11 protein-coding genes and 1 riboswitch are annotated in these 12,611 nt (G+C 58.8%); of the genes, 5 read left to right on the top strand and 6 right to left on the bottom strand.

Going from position 1 to position 12,611, the window contains the following annotated elements; translation table 11 throughout:
• Nucleotides 1-424 precede the first annotated feature (424 nt).
• Both murI and btuB read right to left on the bottom strand, forming a co-directional pair.
• A complete protein-coding gene (gene murI / locus REA38_RS14155; protein ID WP_308886073.1) occupies nucleotides 425-1,288 on the bottom strand; it encodes a glutamate racemase in 864 nt (287 codons plus the stop codon).
• Nucleotides 1,233-3,104: a TonB-dependent vitamin B12 receptor BtuB gene (btuB, locus tag REA38_RS14160; RefSeq protein WP_060453255.1), complete on the bottom strand. Its 1,872-nt coding sequence runs from the start codon at nucleotides 3,102-3,104 to the stop codon at nucleotides 1,233-1,235. The genes murI and btuB overlap by 56 nt, the downstream gene beginning before the upstream one ends.
• A gap of 68 nt (nucleotides 3,105-3,172) precedes the next feature.
• Nucleotides 3,173-3,386, bottom strand: a riboswitch (cobalamin riboswitch).
• 122 nt (nucleotides 3,387-3,508) lie between these two features.
• Between btuB and trmA the strand changes: the two genes are divergently transcribed.
• Nucleotides 3,509-4,612, top strand: coding sequence for a tRNA (uridine(54)-C5)-methyltransferase TrmA (gene trmA, locus REA38_RS14165; protein ID WP_308886074.1), 1,104 nt, complete (start codon nucleotides 3,509-3,511; stop codon nucleotides 4,610-4,612).
• A gap of 34 nt (nucleotides 4,613-4,646) precedes the next feature.
• On the opposite strand, the gene REA38_RS14170 is transcribed toward trmA, so the two are convergent.
• A complete protein-coding gene (locus REA38_RS14170) occupies nucleotides 4,647-5,018 on the bottom strand; it encodes a YijD family membrane protein (RefSeq protein WP_308886076.1) in 372 nt (123 codons plus the stop codon).
• Between the two features lie 14 nt (nucleotides 5,019-5,032).
• Complete coding sequence (gene fabR, locus REA38_RS14175) at nucleotides 5,033-5,665, bottom strand: HTH-type transcriptional repressor FabR (RefSeq protein WP_004931044.1); 633 nt, start codon at nucleotides 5,663-5,665, stop codon at nucleotides 5,033-5,035.
• A 217-nt stretch (nucleotides 5,666-5,882) separates the two neighbouring features.
• Between fabR and sthA the strand changes: the two genes are divergently transcribed.
• On the top strand, nucleotides 5,883-7,280 hold the full coding sequence (sthA, locus tag REA38_RS14180; RefSeq protein WP_004931047.1) for a Si-specific NAD(P)(+) transhydrogenase: 1,398 nt from the start codon (nucleotides 5,883-5,885) through the stop codon (nucleotides 7,278-7,280).
• Here sthA and oxyR read toward each other — a convergent pair.
• Complete coding sequence (oxyR, locus tag REA38_RS14185; RefSeq protein WP_033636422.1) at nucleotides 7,263-8,180, bottom strand: DNA-binding transcriptional regulator OxyR; 918 nt, start codon at nucleotides 8,178-8,180, stop codon at nucleotides 7,263-7,265. The genes sthA and oxyR overlap by 18 nt on opposite strands.
• 151 nt (nucleotides 8,181-8,331) lie before the next feature.
• Here oxyR and REA38_RS14190 point away from each other — a divergent pair, with 151 nt between their 5' ends.
• The 3 genes from REA38_RS14190 to REA38_RS14200 all read left to right on the top strand — a co-directional run bounded on the left by REA38_RS14190 (nucleotide 8,332) and on the right by REA38_RS14200 (nucleotide 11,093).
• Complete coding sequence (locus REA38_RS14190; RefSeq protein WP_019452251.1) at nucleotides 8,332-9,063, top strand: glutathione peroxidase; 732 nt, start codon at nucleotides 8,332-8,334, stop codon at nucleotides 9,061-9,063.
• A gap of 72 nt (nucleotides 9,064-9,135) precedes the next feature.
• On the top strand, nucleotides 9,136-10,584 hold the full coding sequence (locus tag REA38_RS14195) for a dihydrolipoyl dehydrogenase (protein ID WP_308886078.1): 1,449 nt from the start codon (nucleotides 9,136-9,138) through the stop codon (nucleotides 10,582-10,584).
• Between the two features lie 182 nt (nucleotides 10,585-10,766).
• Nucleotides 10,767-11,093: a type II toxin-antitoxin system HicB family antitoxin gene (locus REA38_RS14200; RefSeq protein ID WP_047570060.1), complete on the top strand. Its 327-nt coding sequence runs from the start codon at nucleotides 10,767-10,769 to the stop codon at nucleotides 11,091-11,093.
• A gap of 36 nt (nucleotides 11,094-11,129) precedes the next feature.
• Here REA38_RS14200 and argH read toward each other — a convergent pair whose 3' ends face one another.
• Nucleotides 11,130-12,503, bottom strand: coding sequence for an argininosuccinate lyase (gene argH / locus REA38_RS14205; RefSeq protein WP_033636426.1), 1,374 nt, complete (start codon nucleotides 12,501-12,503; stop codon nucleotides 11,130-11,132).
• Nucleotides 12,504-12,611 lie beyond the last annotated feature (108 nt).

The raw sequence follows: 12,611 nt of genomic DNA on the forward strand, positions 1-12,611 counted from the left end.
GTTAAGCCTGCCGCCAGCGTTCAATCTGAGCCATGATCAAACTCTTCAATTAAAAGCTTGATGTGCTTCCACTCGAGAAGCGATGCTCAAAGATTTACTGCATGAATTTTACTTCAGTTAGTCACTCTTCAAGACTTGATGTTTTTTTGCATCCGAAGATGCTGGATATCGTCTTGTGGAGTGCCCACACAGATTGTCTGATAAATTGTTAAAGAGCAGTGCCGAGAAACTCATCGGCGCGGCTGCGTATATTACGCTTTTAGCCCGGAGAGTCAAGCGTTTATTTTGCTTTCTTCTCGCTGACCCGGCGGCTTGTCAGTCGTTGTTCCCGGTCAGTGGAGGCGCATTATAGGGAGTTCTCGGCAGGCCGCAACCCCTATTTTCAATATTTTTTCCGACCGTTGAATGTTTAACCAAAACACCGTTAAAGCGGCAGTTTTTTCAACGATTTAAAGCCGTAGTTCTGCAAAACGGGCAATAAAGCGTCAGTATCTTCATTCAACGCCATGCAATAGGCCAGATTCTCTTCCTGGCTCGAGACCAGATTTTCCTGCGTCGAGATGAGCCAGGCGGTACGACGGGCAATCGCCGCGCCGGAATCCACCAGCCGGGTGCCTTCCGGCAACACCTGCATCAGCTCTTCAGCTAATAGAGGGAAATGGGTGCAGCCCAGCACGACGGTATCCGGCGGCTCGCGCATGCTCAGCCACGGATGCAGGATCTTCTTCAGTACCGGCAACGGCACAGCTTCACCGTGCAGCTTGGCCTCCGCCAACTCCACCAGCTCTGAAGAGCCCAGCAGTTCAATCTTGCAGTCGGTAGCGAAACGGGAAATCAGTTCGTGGGTGTAGCTGCGCTGTACGGTGCCACGGGTCGCCAACAGGCCAACGATGCCGTTAACGGTAAGACGGGCGGCAGGCTTGATGGCGGGCACCACTCCCACGACCGGGAAGCTGAAACGCTCGCGCAGGGCCGGCAAGGAAACGGTGCTGGCGGTGTTGCAGGCAATGACGACAATCGCCAGAGGATGCCGCTGCTGCACTGCGCCGACAATCTCCACCACGCGCTCAACGATAAACTCTTCGGACTTCTCACCGTAGGGGAACGCCACGTTATCGAAAGCGTATATATAGTGGAGATCCGGCAGCAACTGCCGAATCTCCTGATATACCGACAGCCCGCCGACGCCGGAATCGAAAACCAGCACCGTCGGGCGAGGTGTGGCGGTGCTGTTAGAAGGTATAGCTTCCAGTGAGGTAGTATTCTCTTCCTGGAGTAGCGTAGCCATAGGCCGTCTCATAATCTTTATCAAACAGGTTGGCAATTCTACCACGAACTGTCAGATGAGATGTGACCGGATACGAAACTGCGAGATCCCACAGGCTCACGCCGCCGAGTTTCACGCTCTGCTCCGGATAGGTACTGTAGTCCTTGTCATAACGTTGACCCAGATATTGATAAGTCACCGCCCAGTCAAAGTCATACAGCTGCCAGTCCAGCTCATATTTCACCTGCTGTTTGGCGCGGCGCAGCAGCACTTCGTGAGTTTTTGCGTTGCGCGGATCGACATAATCGTAACCAATCTGGTGCGTCAGCGGGCCGGTATCAAAAGACGCCGTCGCTTCAATCCCTTTGATGGTCGCCTTACCCACGTTGTAATAGACGTAGTTGGTTTCCCCCGTGGAATCGATCAAATTGTCGATGTCGTTGCGATAACCGGAGATGCGCCAGGTCACCGGCCCGGTCAGCCCTTCAAAACCGCCTTCCCACTGCTTGCTTTCTTCCGGCTTCAGATCGGTGTTATTGCCAAAGTTGCCGTATAGCTGGCTCATATTGGGTGCTTTGAACGCCGTGCCATACGACGCGATAAAACGGTATCCCTCGACGAACTCCCAGGCCGCGCTGGTTTGCCAGGTGCCGTGCCAGCCAAACTCGGAATGATCGTCACCCCGAACCGCGCCTTCCAGCGTCACCGGGCCAACCAGTTGCTGCGCGGTCAGATAGATGCCTGCATCACGTTGGCTTTTTTCACCCTTTACGGTGGTGGAGTCCGGTTTGATTTTCTGTTGCTGCCAGTCGACGCCAGAGCTTACGGTACCCTGTCCAACCTGCAGCGTATTGCCCCACTGCAGGTTGTACTGTTCGGAATCCACCAGGCTGGCCGAGCTGTCATGCATACCGCGGCGAGGATCGTAATCGTAATCCTTGCTATGGCTGTAGCTGCCGGTCAATTGTGTTGCGTAAATGCCTTCTTTATAACGCAATCCGGTATCCCAGGTTTGGCTGTACAGCTTGCGAGTATCTAGCAGAGAGCTGGCCGGAGAGGAATAGTAACTATCGTACGCCGTGCGGTTGTCGTAGCCATACCCACGTACAAAACCGCTGACCGATTCGCTGAACTGATGCTCAAGCGCACCATACAGCGATTTACTCATAAAGCCATCGCGATCCTGCTGGCTTTGCATACCGGTACTGCCATAGGCCACCACGTCATACCCTTTGGTATAGGTGTAGTCGCCCGCCACCGTCGCCACGGTGCTGTCGCCCAGCTGCTGTTGGGTCGACGCGTCATAGGATTGATAGCCGTTGGAGCCGAGGCCGGCGGAAAGCGTCGTGCCGTTCTTTTCGCGGGTGGTAATGATGTTGACCACGCCGCCGATGGCGTCGGAGCCGTACACCGCCGAACGCGGGCCGCGGATGTATTCGACTTTCTGCACCAGCGAAATTGGGATTTGGCTAAGATCGGAAGAGCCGCTGACGCCCGCCTGATTAAGGCGAATGCCGTCAATTAGCACCAGCACGTGGCTGGAGTTGGTGCCGCGAATAAACAGCGAGCTCTTTTGCCCCAGCCCGCCGTTCTGGCCAACATCCACGCCCGGCAGGCGGCGCATCACGTCGGTCAGGCTCTTGGCCTGCCAGCGATCGATATCGTTGCGGGTGACGATGGAAGTCGGCGCCAGCACGGAAGAAACCGGCTGCGGGAAGCGGTTGGCGGTCACCACCAGGTTATCGCCATTCGTGGTTGTGGTGTTGTCTTGCGCCCATCCAGAAAAAGCCGTGACGGAGGAAACCACCGCCAGCAGCGTATTTTTTGTAATTGTCATGAGAAAAGCATCCAAACTTAATTGGCGGATGCCGCAGGATCATGGCCGATAGTTCGCGACGGCCACGGACATTGCGACGTAACACCGGCAGGTCTTCGGGCTTGGGATTTGCAGGCCGCGGGGCGCGACCGGCAACGGGCGATGACTTCCCATCCTGCAATGGACAGTGTCTGCGTCGAAACGCTATCGCCGTGACTTCCCCTTACCGCTGCGCGTCAGCTCCGGATTCACACCGGATTCCCTTTTCACTCGCTGCTTGAGGCCGGACGGCAATGCTACGATCAATGAAAATAGATGTCTAGACTGCTACTAATGTTACAAATAATAAACGCGACAAAACTGGACTTCACGGGCTGATTCCCTACAATCCCCGCTGATCAAATTTGCCTGACGAGAAGACACACATGACGCCCGAGAATTTGCCTATTGAACGTTACGATGACCAACTGGCGGAGAAAGTCGCCCGCCTGAAGACGTTGATGTCACCGTTCGCGGCGCCCGAGCCGGAAGTGTTCCGCTCGCCAGTCGATCACTACCGCATGCGCGCCGAATTCCGCATCTGGCACGACGCGGACGACATGTACCACATCATGTTCGATCAGCAGACCAAGCAGCGTATTCGCGTCGATCGGTTCCCGGCCGCCAGCGAACTGATCAACCGCCTGATGAGCGCCCTGATCGCCGCGCTGAAACCGGAACCGATCCTGCGCCACAAGCTGTTCCAGATCGATTATCTGTCGACGCAAAGCGGCAAAATCATCGCTTCGTTGCTGTATCACCGCAAGCTGGATGACGTTTGGCAACGGCACGCCGAGCAGCTGCGTAACGATCTGCGCGCGCAGGGTTTCGACCTGCAGCTGATCGGCCGGGCATCGAAGACCAAAATCATGCTCGACCAGGATTATGTTGACGAAGTGCTGCCGGTCGCCGGCCGCGACATGATCTACCGCCAGGTGGAAAACAGCTTCACTCAGCCCAACGCGGCCATGAACGTGCAGATGCTGGAATGGGCGCTGGCGGTGACCGCCGGTTCCAAAGGCGATTTGCTGGAGCTGTATTGCGGCAACGGCAACTTCTCGCTGGCGCTGGCGCGCAATTTCGAGCGCGTGCTGGCGACCGAGATTGCCAAACCGTCGGTGGCGGCGGCGCAGTACAACATCGCCGCCAACCATATCGACAACGTGCAGATCATTCGCATGGCGGCGGAAGACTTCACCCAGGCGATGAACGGGGTGCGCGAATTCAACCGATTGAAAGGCATCGATCTGAGCGGCTACAACTGCGAGACGATTTTCGTCGATCCGCCGCGCAGCGGGCTGGACGAGGAAACGGTGAAGATGGTGCAGGCCTACCCGCGCATTCTCTATATCTCATGCAATCCGGAAACGCTGTGCGCCAACCTAGAAACGCTGCAGGCCACTCACCGGGTCAGCCGCCTGGCGCTGTTCGATCAGTTCCCGTATACCCATCACATGGAATGCGGCGTGCTGCTGGAAAAGCACCGCTGATACGACAGGGGCGCCATCATGGCGCCCCGTTTCATTACGACTCTTGAGTCGGCGCATCCGGCGCCTTGCGCGCCTTCAGTTTCATCCCGATCCACAGCACCAGCGCCACGCAGATCACCGACGGCAGGAAGTTGGAGCCGATCTGCGGATATTCGGCGCGCACGATGGCGCTGTACATCAGCAGCCCCAGCAGGAAGCAGGCCGCCGCCAGCTTCGGCATGCCGTCCGGCATGGCGCGGTTCAGGTAACGCTGATGCAGGCAGTACAACGCCAGCACCAACGCGATCAGCGGGAAGATCGAAAACGGCACCACCGAGCTGAACAGCGCGGCAAACGAACCGTTGATCGAAAGGCCGGCAATCAACGCCAGCAGTAAGGTGCCATTTTCACGGCCTGGTTTTTCCATCATTTTTACCTTTTTTATACGTGGGACACAGAAGCTTTTTCTTGTTCGCGGCGATACCAGTAATACGCCCCTTTGGAGATCATCCGCAGCTGCAGCACCAGCCGCTCTTCCAGCTGCTGCCGTTGCTCGACGTCGATATCCAGCGCTTCCGCGCCGGCGCTGAACACGATGGTGACCATCGCTTCCGCCTGCGCTTCGGTAAAGCTGCGCGGCATGTGGTTTTCCAACTCGAGGTAGTCCGCCAGTTCGGCGATGAAATGCTGGATCTCGCGCGCCACCGCCGCACGGAATGCCGCCGACGTGCCGGAGCGCTCGCGCAGCAGCAGGCGGAAGGCGTTCGGGTTGTTGCCGATAAATTCCATAAAGGTGGACACCGAGGTGCGGATCACGCTGCCGCCCTTGGCGATGCGTTGGCGCGCCTGTCGCATCAACTGACGCAGCATCAGGCCGCTTTCGTCCACCATGGTCAGCCCCAGCTCATCCACATCGCGAAAATGGCGGTAAAACGACGTGGGCGCGATGCCCGCCTCGCGTGAAACTTCCCGCAGGCTCAGGCTGGCGAAGCTGCGTTCGGCGCTCAGCTGGCTGAATGCGGCTTCGATCAGGGAACGACGAGTCCGTTCTTTTTGTTGTGCTCTGACGCCCATATGCATATCCGGATAGGTTCCATTCTCTCAGTCTAACGCCCTAGACTCGGCAATATAGCAAATTTTATTGCAACAGCATTTATACTAACGCGCTCTATCACACTTCCGCCCTGAGCCGATTGTGCTTTGCCTCAAAAAGCCTAATGGTGATTGGGTGAGCAGCGCTATGATGTTAAGATACCGTTGTAATCTTGTATAAAAAACAGGTCTCTCCTACATGCAACAGCACTATCAATTTGATGCCATTGTGATTGGCTCGGGCCCTGGTGGTGAAGGTGCCGCCATGGGGCTGGTGAAACAGGGCGCCCGCGTGGCCGTTATCGAACGGTACAACAACGTAGGCGGCGGATGTACCCACTGGGGCACCATCCCTTCCAAAGCCCTCCGCCACGCCGTCAGCCGCATTATCGAATTCAACCAGAACCCGCTTTACAACAACTCGCGCACGCTCAGCGCGACCTTCCCTGACATTTTACGCCACGCCGATAACGTCATCAGCCAGCAAACCCGCATGCGCCAAGGGTTCTATGAGCGGAACCAGTGCAAACTGTTCGCCGGCGACGCGCGCTTCATCGACGCCAACACCGTCAGCGTCAGCTATATGGACGGCACTCAGGACACCATCCGCGCCGACCACATCGTGATCGCCTGCGGCTCGCGCCCTTATCACCCGGCCAGCGTCGATTTCAATCACCCGCGCATCTACGACAGCGATTCCATTCTCGAGCTGAGCCATGAACCGCGCCACGTGATCATTTACGGCGCCGGGGTGATCGGCTGCGAATACGCGTCTATCTTCCGCGGTCTGAACGTCAAGGTCGATCTGATCAACACCCGCGATCGCCTGCTGGCATTCCTCGATCAGGAGATGTCGGATTCGCTCTCTTACCACTTCTGGAACAACGGCGTGGTGATCCGCCACAACGAGGAGTTCGAGAAGATTGAAGGCACCGAAGACGGCGTGATCGTGCACCTGAAGTCCGGCAAGAAGGTGAAAGCGGACTGCCTGCTGTACGCCAACGGCCGTACCGGCAACACAGATTCGCTGGGGTTGGAAAACGTCGGCCTGGAATCGGACAGCCGCGGGCTGCTGAAGGTGAACAGCATGTACCAAACCGCGCTGTCGCACATCTATGCGGTCGGTGACGTGATCGGCTATCCGAGCCTGGCTTCCGCCGCCTACGATCAGGGCCGCATCGCCGCGCAGGCGATCGCTTCCGGCGAAGCCAGCGGTCACCTAATCGAAGATATCCCGACCGGCATCTACACCATTCCGGAAATCAGCTCCGTCGGCAAAACCGAGCAGGAACTGACGGCGATGAAGGTGCCGTATGAAGTGGGCCGCGCCCAGTTCAAGCATCTGGCGCGCGCGCAGATCGCCGGGATGAACGTAGGCAGCCTGAAGATCCTGTTCCATCGCGACACCCTGCAGATCCTCGGGATCCACTGCTTCGGCGAGCGTGCGGCGGAGATCATCCACATCGGTCAGGCGATCATGGAACAGAAAGGTGAAGGCAATACTATCGAGTATTTCGTTAATACGACCTTCAACTATCCGACCATGGCCGAAGCCTACCGGGTGGCGGCGCTTAACGGCTTAAACCGCCTGTTTTAACGCGTTGTCGATGTAGCCCTGCATGTGCTCGCGGATCGCTTCGGCCAACTGCTCATAACGGCTGCGCAGTGGGGAACCGGGACGATACACCAACGCGATGGTGCGCTTCGGTTCCGGCTTGTAGCAATCCAGATAGCAGACGCCGTCGCGTTCGCGCTGCGGCGGCACCGCCAGTGACGGCAGCAGGGTAATGCCGCTGCCGGCCGCGACCATATTGCGCAGCGTTTCCAGACTGGTGGCGCGGAAGTGGGTATCTTCGTCCGCGCCCGCCTGGAAGCAGAAGCCCATCGCCTGATCGCGCAGGCAGTGGCCATCCTCCAGCATCAGCAGCTTCTCTCCCGCCAAATCCGGCATCGCCACGCGCTCGCGCTGCGCCCACGGGTGATCGGAATACACCGCCAGCTTCATCGGTTCATCGAACAGAGGCACTTCGATAAACGCCTCGGTTTCCTTCACCAATGCCAGAATGGCGCAGTCCAATTTGCCGCTGTCGAGTTGCGCCAGCAGTTGCTGGGTTTGCGCTTCGTGCAGGTACATTTCCAGTTTCGGGAAGGTTTTGTGCAGCGTCGGGATGATCTGCGGCAGCAGATAAGGCCCCACGGTCGGGATCAGGCCGATGTGCAGCGGCCCAGACATGGCTTCGCCCTGCTGGCTGGCCATCTCCTTCAATACTTTCACTTCGCGCAGCACGGTGCGCGCCTGCTCCACCAGCAGCAGACCCGCCTGGGTGAACAGCACCTTGCGGCTGGTGCGCTCGAGCAGCATGACGCCCAACTCGTCTTCCAGCTTGCGGATCTGCCCGCTCAGCGTGGGCTGGCTTACATGGCATGAATCGGCCGCGCGGCGGAAGTGCCGGTGCTCGGCCAAGGCGACCAGATACTCTAAATCACGAATATTCATTGTTTCCCTCCATTCCATGATAGCTCATGGCGATAGATAAGATAGCAATGAGCGATTAGATCTATCAACCCCCAGCGACAATAATGTGTCCCAACGAAGCGATATCGCGCTAAATGCTAAAAATTAATTTTGCTAATTAAGGGGTTAATCAATGTTTACCAGTCAAGAAGGCAAGAAAGTTCCTCAGGTTACTTTCCACACCCGTCAGGGCGACCAATGGATTGATGTGACCACTGATGACCTGTTCAAAAACAAAACCGTTATCGTGTTCTCGCTGCCGGGCGCATTTACGCCAACCTGTTCTTCGAGCCATCTGCCGCGCTACAACGAACTGTCCAGCGTATTCAAGCAGCACGGCGTCGACGGCATTCTGTGCGTCTCGGTGAACGATACCTTCGTGATGAACGCCTGGAAAGCCGATCAGCATGCGGAAAACATCACCTTCGTGCCGGATGGCAACGGTGAATTCACCAAAGGCATGAACATGCTGGTCGAGAAAGCGGATCTGGGCTTTGGCCCGCGTTCATGGCGCTACTCGATGCTGGTGCGCGACGGCGTGGTCGAGAAAATGTTCGTCGAGCCGAACAAGCCGGGCGACCCGTTTGAAGTGTCCGACGCCGACACCATGCTGAAATACCTGGCGCCGGAATTCAAAGTGCAGGAGTCGGTCTCCCTATTCACCAAGCCGGGCTGCCCATTCTGCGCCAAAGCCAAGCAGATGCTGCAAGAGCGCGGCATTCAGTATGAAGAGATCGTACTGGGCAAAGACGCCACCACCGTCAGCCTGCGCGCCGTCAGCGGCCGCGCCACGGTGCCGCAAGTGTTCATCGGCGGCCGTCACATCGGCGGCAGCGACGATCTGGAAACTTTCCTGTCAGCTTAATAAGTAATAACAAAGCCAACGTGAACTTTGGCGGGCTACGGCCCGCCCTTTTTTTACCTTTCAGGAGCGGATATGAAACTGTTGAACGTTGATGTTGCGGTCATCGGCGGCGGCACCGCAGGGCTCGGCGCCTATCGCGCGGCCAAACTGTCTACCCCCAGCGTGGTGATGATCGAAGGCGGGCCTTACGGCACCACCTGTGCGCGCGTTGGCTGCATGCCATCCAAATTATTGATAGCCGCCGCCGAAGCGGTGCATCAAATCGAACGCGCGCCGGGCTTTGGCGTGCACCCAACCGGTACAACCCGCATCGACGGGCGCGAAGTGATGGCGCGCGTCAAACGCGAACGCGATCGCTTCGTCAGCTTCGTGCTGGAAGGCGTGGACGAGATCCCGGCCAGCGACAAAATTCAGGGCTATGCCCGCTTTATCGACGACAACACGCTGCAGGTCGACGAGCATACGCGCATCGTGGCGCAGCGCATCGTGATCGCCACCGGTTCCCGCCCCAGCTGGCCGGCGCCGTGGAACGAACTGGGCGATCGTCTGATCGTCAACGACGATCTGTTCAACTGGGATGATTTGCCGCAGTCCGTAGCGGTATTCGGCCCTGGCGTCATCGGGCTCGAGCTGGGGCAAGCGCTGCACCGCCTCGGTGTCGACACCAAGGTCTTCGGCATCGGCGGCGCCGTCGGGCCGCTGACCGACAGCGCCGTGCGCGACTACGCCGCCAACGCGCTGGGGGAAGAGTTCTATCTCGACGCCGACGTGAAGGTAGAGATGATGCAGCGCGAAGGCGACCGCGTATTTATCCGCTATCGGGATCTGCAGGGCCAACCGCAGGAGATCCTGGTGGACTACGTGCTGGCCGCCACCGGCCGCCGCCCCAACGTCGATCGGCTGGGCCTCGAAAACACCGGCTTACAGCTCGACGCCCGAGGCGTGCCGTTGGCCGACCGCCTGACGATGCAAACCAGCGTGCCGCATATTTTCATTGCCGGCGACGCCAGCAACCAGCTGCCGCTGCTGCATGAGGCCAGCGATCAGGCGCGCATCGCCGGCGCCAACGCCGGCAGCTTCCCGGAGATCAATCCGGGCCTGCGCCGCAGCGCGATTTCAGTGGTGTTCTCCGATCCGCAGATCGCCATGGTCGGCTCGACCTTCCGCGAGCTGAGCGAGAAGTTCAGCGCCTGCGGCTGCTTTGAAGTGGGCAAGGTCTCGTTTGAGAATCAGGGCCGCTCGCGGGTGATGCTGCGCAACAAAGGCATTCTGCACGTCTACGGCGAGCAAGGCACCGGCCGTTTCCTCGGCGCGGAAATGATCGGCCCGGACGCCGAACACATCGCGCACCTGTTGGCCTGGGCGCATCAGCAACAGATGACCGTCGATCAGATGCTGGACATGCCGTTCTATCACCCGGTGATCGAGGAAGGCTTGCGCACTGCGCTGCGTGACCTGCAGGCGAAACTCAAACTCGGCACGACCGAAATCGAGCGCTGCCAGCGCTGCCCGGGCGAATAACCTCTCATTCTCCGCTCATCCCCACCGGGCCTTCAGGCCCGGTTTTTTTGCGCAGCACTTTCCACATTTTCCTCCCTCCTCTTGCCTCACGGCCCTTCTGCGTTCATTTTTTATGCTTCGACATTGAAGTGATACCAATAACGATACTAGAATAAAGAAGGGAGCCAGAATGGAGGAAGAACATGGAAAAGCATGAACACTATACCTATCGCATCACCTGGTCAGCGGATGATCGTGAATATGTCGGGCTATGCGCCGAATTCCCCTCGTTGTCCTGGCTGGCGGCCACGCGTACCGGCGCACTGGAGGGTATCGAAAAAGTGGTGAGCGAAACGATCGCCGATATGTTGGCGCAAGGCGAAACGCCGCCGCAGGCGCTGGCGGAAAAGAACTTCAGCGGAAAACTGGTGTTGCGCATGACGCCGGAACAGCATCGGCGGCTGGCGATCGGCGCGATGGAGGAAGGCGTGAGCCTGAACCGTTATCTGTGCGCACGCCTGGCGGGGTAGAGGTTCAAGGGCGGCACCGGACCGCCCTTGTCGTCGTCAAGCCAAACGCTGTTTCGCTGCGGCGATTGCCGCGGCCACCTGCTGCGGCGCGACGCCGCCTTTGGCCGCACGCTTGTCCAGGCAGGACTGCAAGGCCAGGATCGGGTAAACGTCGTCGCCGATCGTTGCGCTGAACTGCTGCAAGTCCGCCAGCGGCAGCGCTTCCAGCGGTTTGCCCTGGCGAATCGCTTCTACCACCGCCTCGCCGACGATATGGTGCGCCTCGCGGAACGGCACGCCCTTGGCGACCAGGTAATCCGCCAGTTCGGTGGCGTTGGCATAGCCCTGCTCCGCCGCTTCCTGGCAGCGCGGGCGCTTCACCTGAATGCCGTCCAGCACCAGCGCCGCCATCTGCAGGCAGTCCATCCAGGTGTCGAGCGCGTCGAACAGCCCTTCTTTATCTTCCTGCATGTCTTTGTTGTACGCCAGCGGCAGGCCTTTCAGCGTCATCATCATGCCGGTCAGCGCACCCTGTACGCGGCCGCACTTGCCGCGGATCAGCTCCAGCGCGTCCGGGTTTTTCTTCTGCGGCATCAGCGAAGAGCCGGAGGTCACGCGGTCGGACAGCTCGACAAATGCCGCTTCACCGCTGTTGAAGAAGATCAGGTCTTCGGCGAAGCGCGACAGGTGCACCATGCTGATGGCAGCGTTGGACAGCAGCTCCAGCACGTGATCGCGATCGGATACGCTGTCCAGGCTGTTGCGGGTCGCCGAGGCGAAGCCCAGCCAGCCGGCCAGCTGCTCGCGATCGATAGGGTAAGCGGTGCCGGCCAGCGCGCCGCTGCCCAGCGGGCTGACGTCCAGCCGTTTCAGGGTATCCTGCAGGCGGCTCTCATCGCGCGCCAGCATCTCGACATAGGCCAGGCACCAGTGCGCGAAAGTCACCGGCTGCGCGCGTTGCAGGTGGGTATACCCCGGCATCACCGCATCCTGGTTGGCTTCGGCGGTCTCCACCAGCGCCTGCTGCAGCTGGACGATCGCCTGATGCAGATCGCCGACTTGCTGTTTGCACCACAGCTTCAGATCGGTCGCGACCTGATCGTTGCGGCTGCGGCCGGTGTGCAGCTTCTTGCCCAAATCGCCGACCTTCTCGATCAGCTTCTGCTCCACCCAGCTGTGGATGTCTTCGGCATCGCTTTGGACGATCGCCAAAGGATCGGCCTGGACCTCCGTCAGTAGCGCATTCAGCGCCTGCTCCAGCTGCTGTTGCTCCGTTGCCGTCAACACGTTAACGGTCACCAGCGCCTTCGACCAGGCCACCGAGCCCACGATATCCTGCTCCGCCAGGCGATAATCGAACCGCAGCGAATCGTTGAGTTGCTTGAACCGCTGATCCGCCGCCTGAGTGAACCGTCCGCCCCAAAGTGCCATATCTTACTCCTGAATTTTTATGCGAAAGGGCGCAGCATGCTGCGCCCTTTCGCATAAAAATTCAGGAGTAAGATATGGCACTTTGGGGCGGACGGTTCACTCAGGCGG

The organism is Serratia sp. MF1(2023), from assembly GCF_030954545.1.
In the GTDB taxonomy this organism is placed as follows: Bacteria; Pseudomonadota; Gammaproteobacteria; order Enterobacterales; family Enterobacteriaceae; genus Serratia; species Serratia sarumanii.

What these genes read in the sequence shown, in the direction of transcription:
- fabR (WP_004931044.1), bottom strand. Translation starts at nt 5,665, where the DNA reads ATGGGCGTCAGAGCACAACAAAAAGAACGGACTCGTCGTTCCCTGATC.
- argH (WP_033636426.1), bottom strand. Translation starts at nt 12,503, where the DNA reads ATGGCACTTTGGGGCGGACGGTTCACTCAGGCGGCGGATCAGCGGTTC.
- trmA (WP_308886074.1), top strand. Translation starts at nt 3,509, where the DNA reads ATGACGCCCGAGAATTTGCCTATTGAACGTTACGATGACCAACTGGCG.
- btuB (WP_060453255.1), bottom strand. Translation starts at nt 3,104, where the DNA reads ATGACAATTACAAAAAATACGCTGCTGGCGGTGGTTTCCTCCGTCACG.
- REA38_RS14200 (WP_047570060.1), top strand. Translation starts at nt 10,767, where the DNA reads ATGGAAAAGCATGAACACTATACCTATCGCATCACCTGGTCAGCGGAT.
- oxyR (WP_033636422.1), bottom strand. Translation starts at nt 8,180, where the DNA reads ATGAATATTCGTGATTTAGAGTATCTGGTCGCCTTGGCCGAGCACCGG.
- murI (WP_308886073.1), bottom strand. Translation starts at nt 1,288, where the DNA reads ATGGCTACGCTACTCCAGGAAGAGAATACTACCTCACTGGAAGCTATA.
- sthA (WP_004931047.1), top strand. Translation starts at nt 5,883, where the DNA reads ATGCAACAGCACTATCAATTTGATGCCATTGTGATTGGCTCGGGCCCT.
- REA38_RS14190 (WP_019452251.1), top strand. Translation starts at nt 8,332, where the DNA reads ATGTTTACCAGTCAAGAAGGCAAGAAAGTTCCTCAGGTTACTTTCCAC.
- REA38_RS14195 (WP_308886078.1), top strand. Translation starts at nt 9,136, where the DNA reads ATGAAACTGTTGAACGTTGATGTTGCGGTCATCGGCGGCGGCACCGCA.
- REA38_RS14170 (WP_308886076.1), bottom strand. Translation starts at nt 5,018, where the DNA reads ATGGAAAAACCAGGCCGTGAAAATGGCACCTTACTGCTGGCGTTGATT.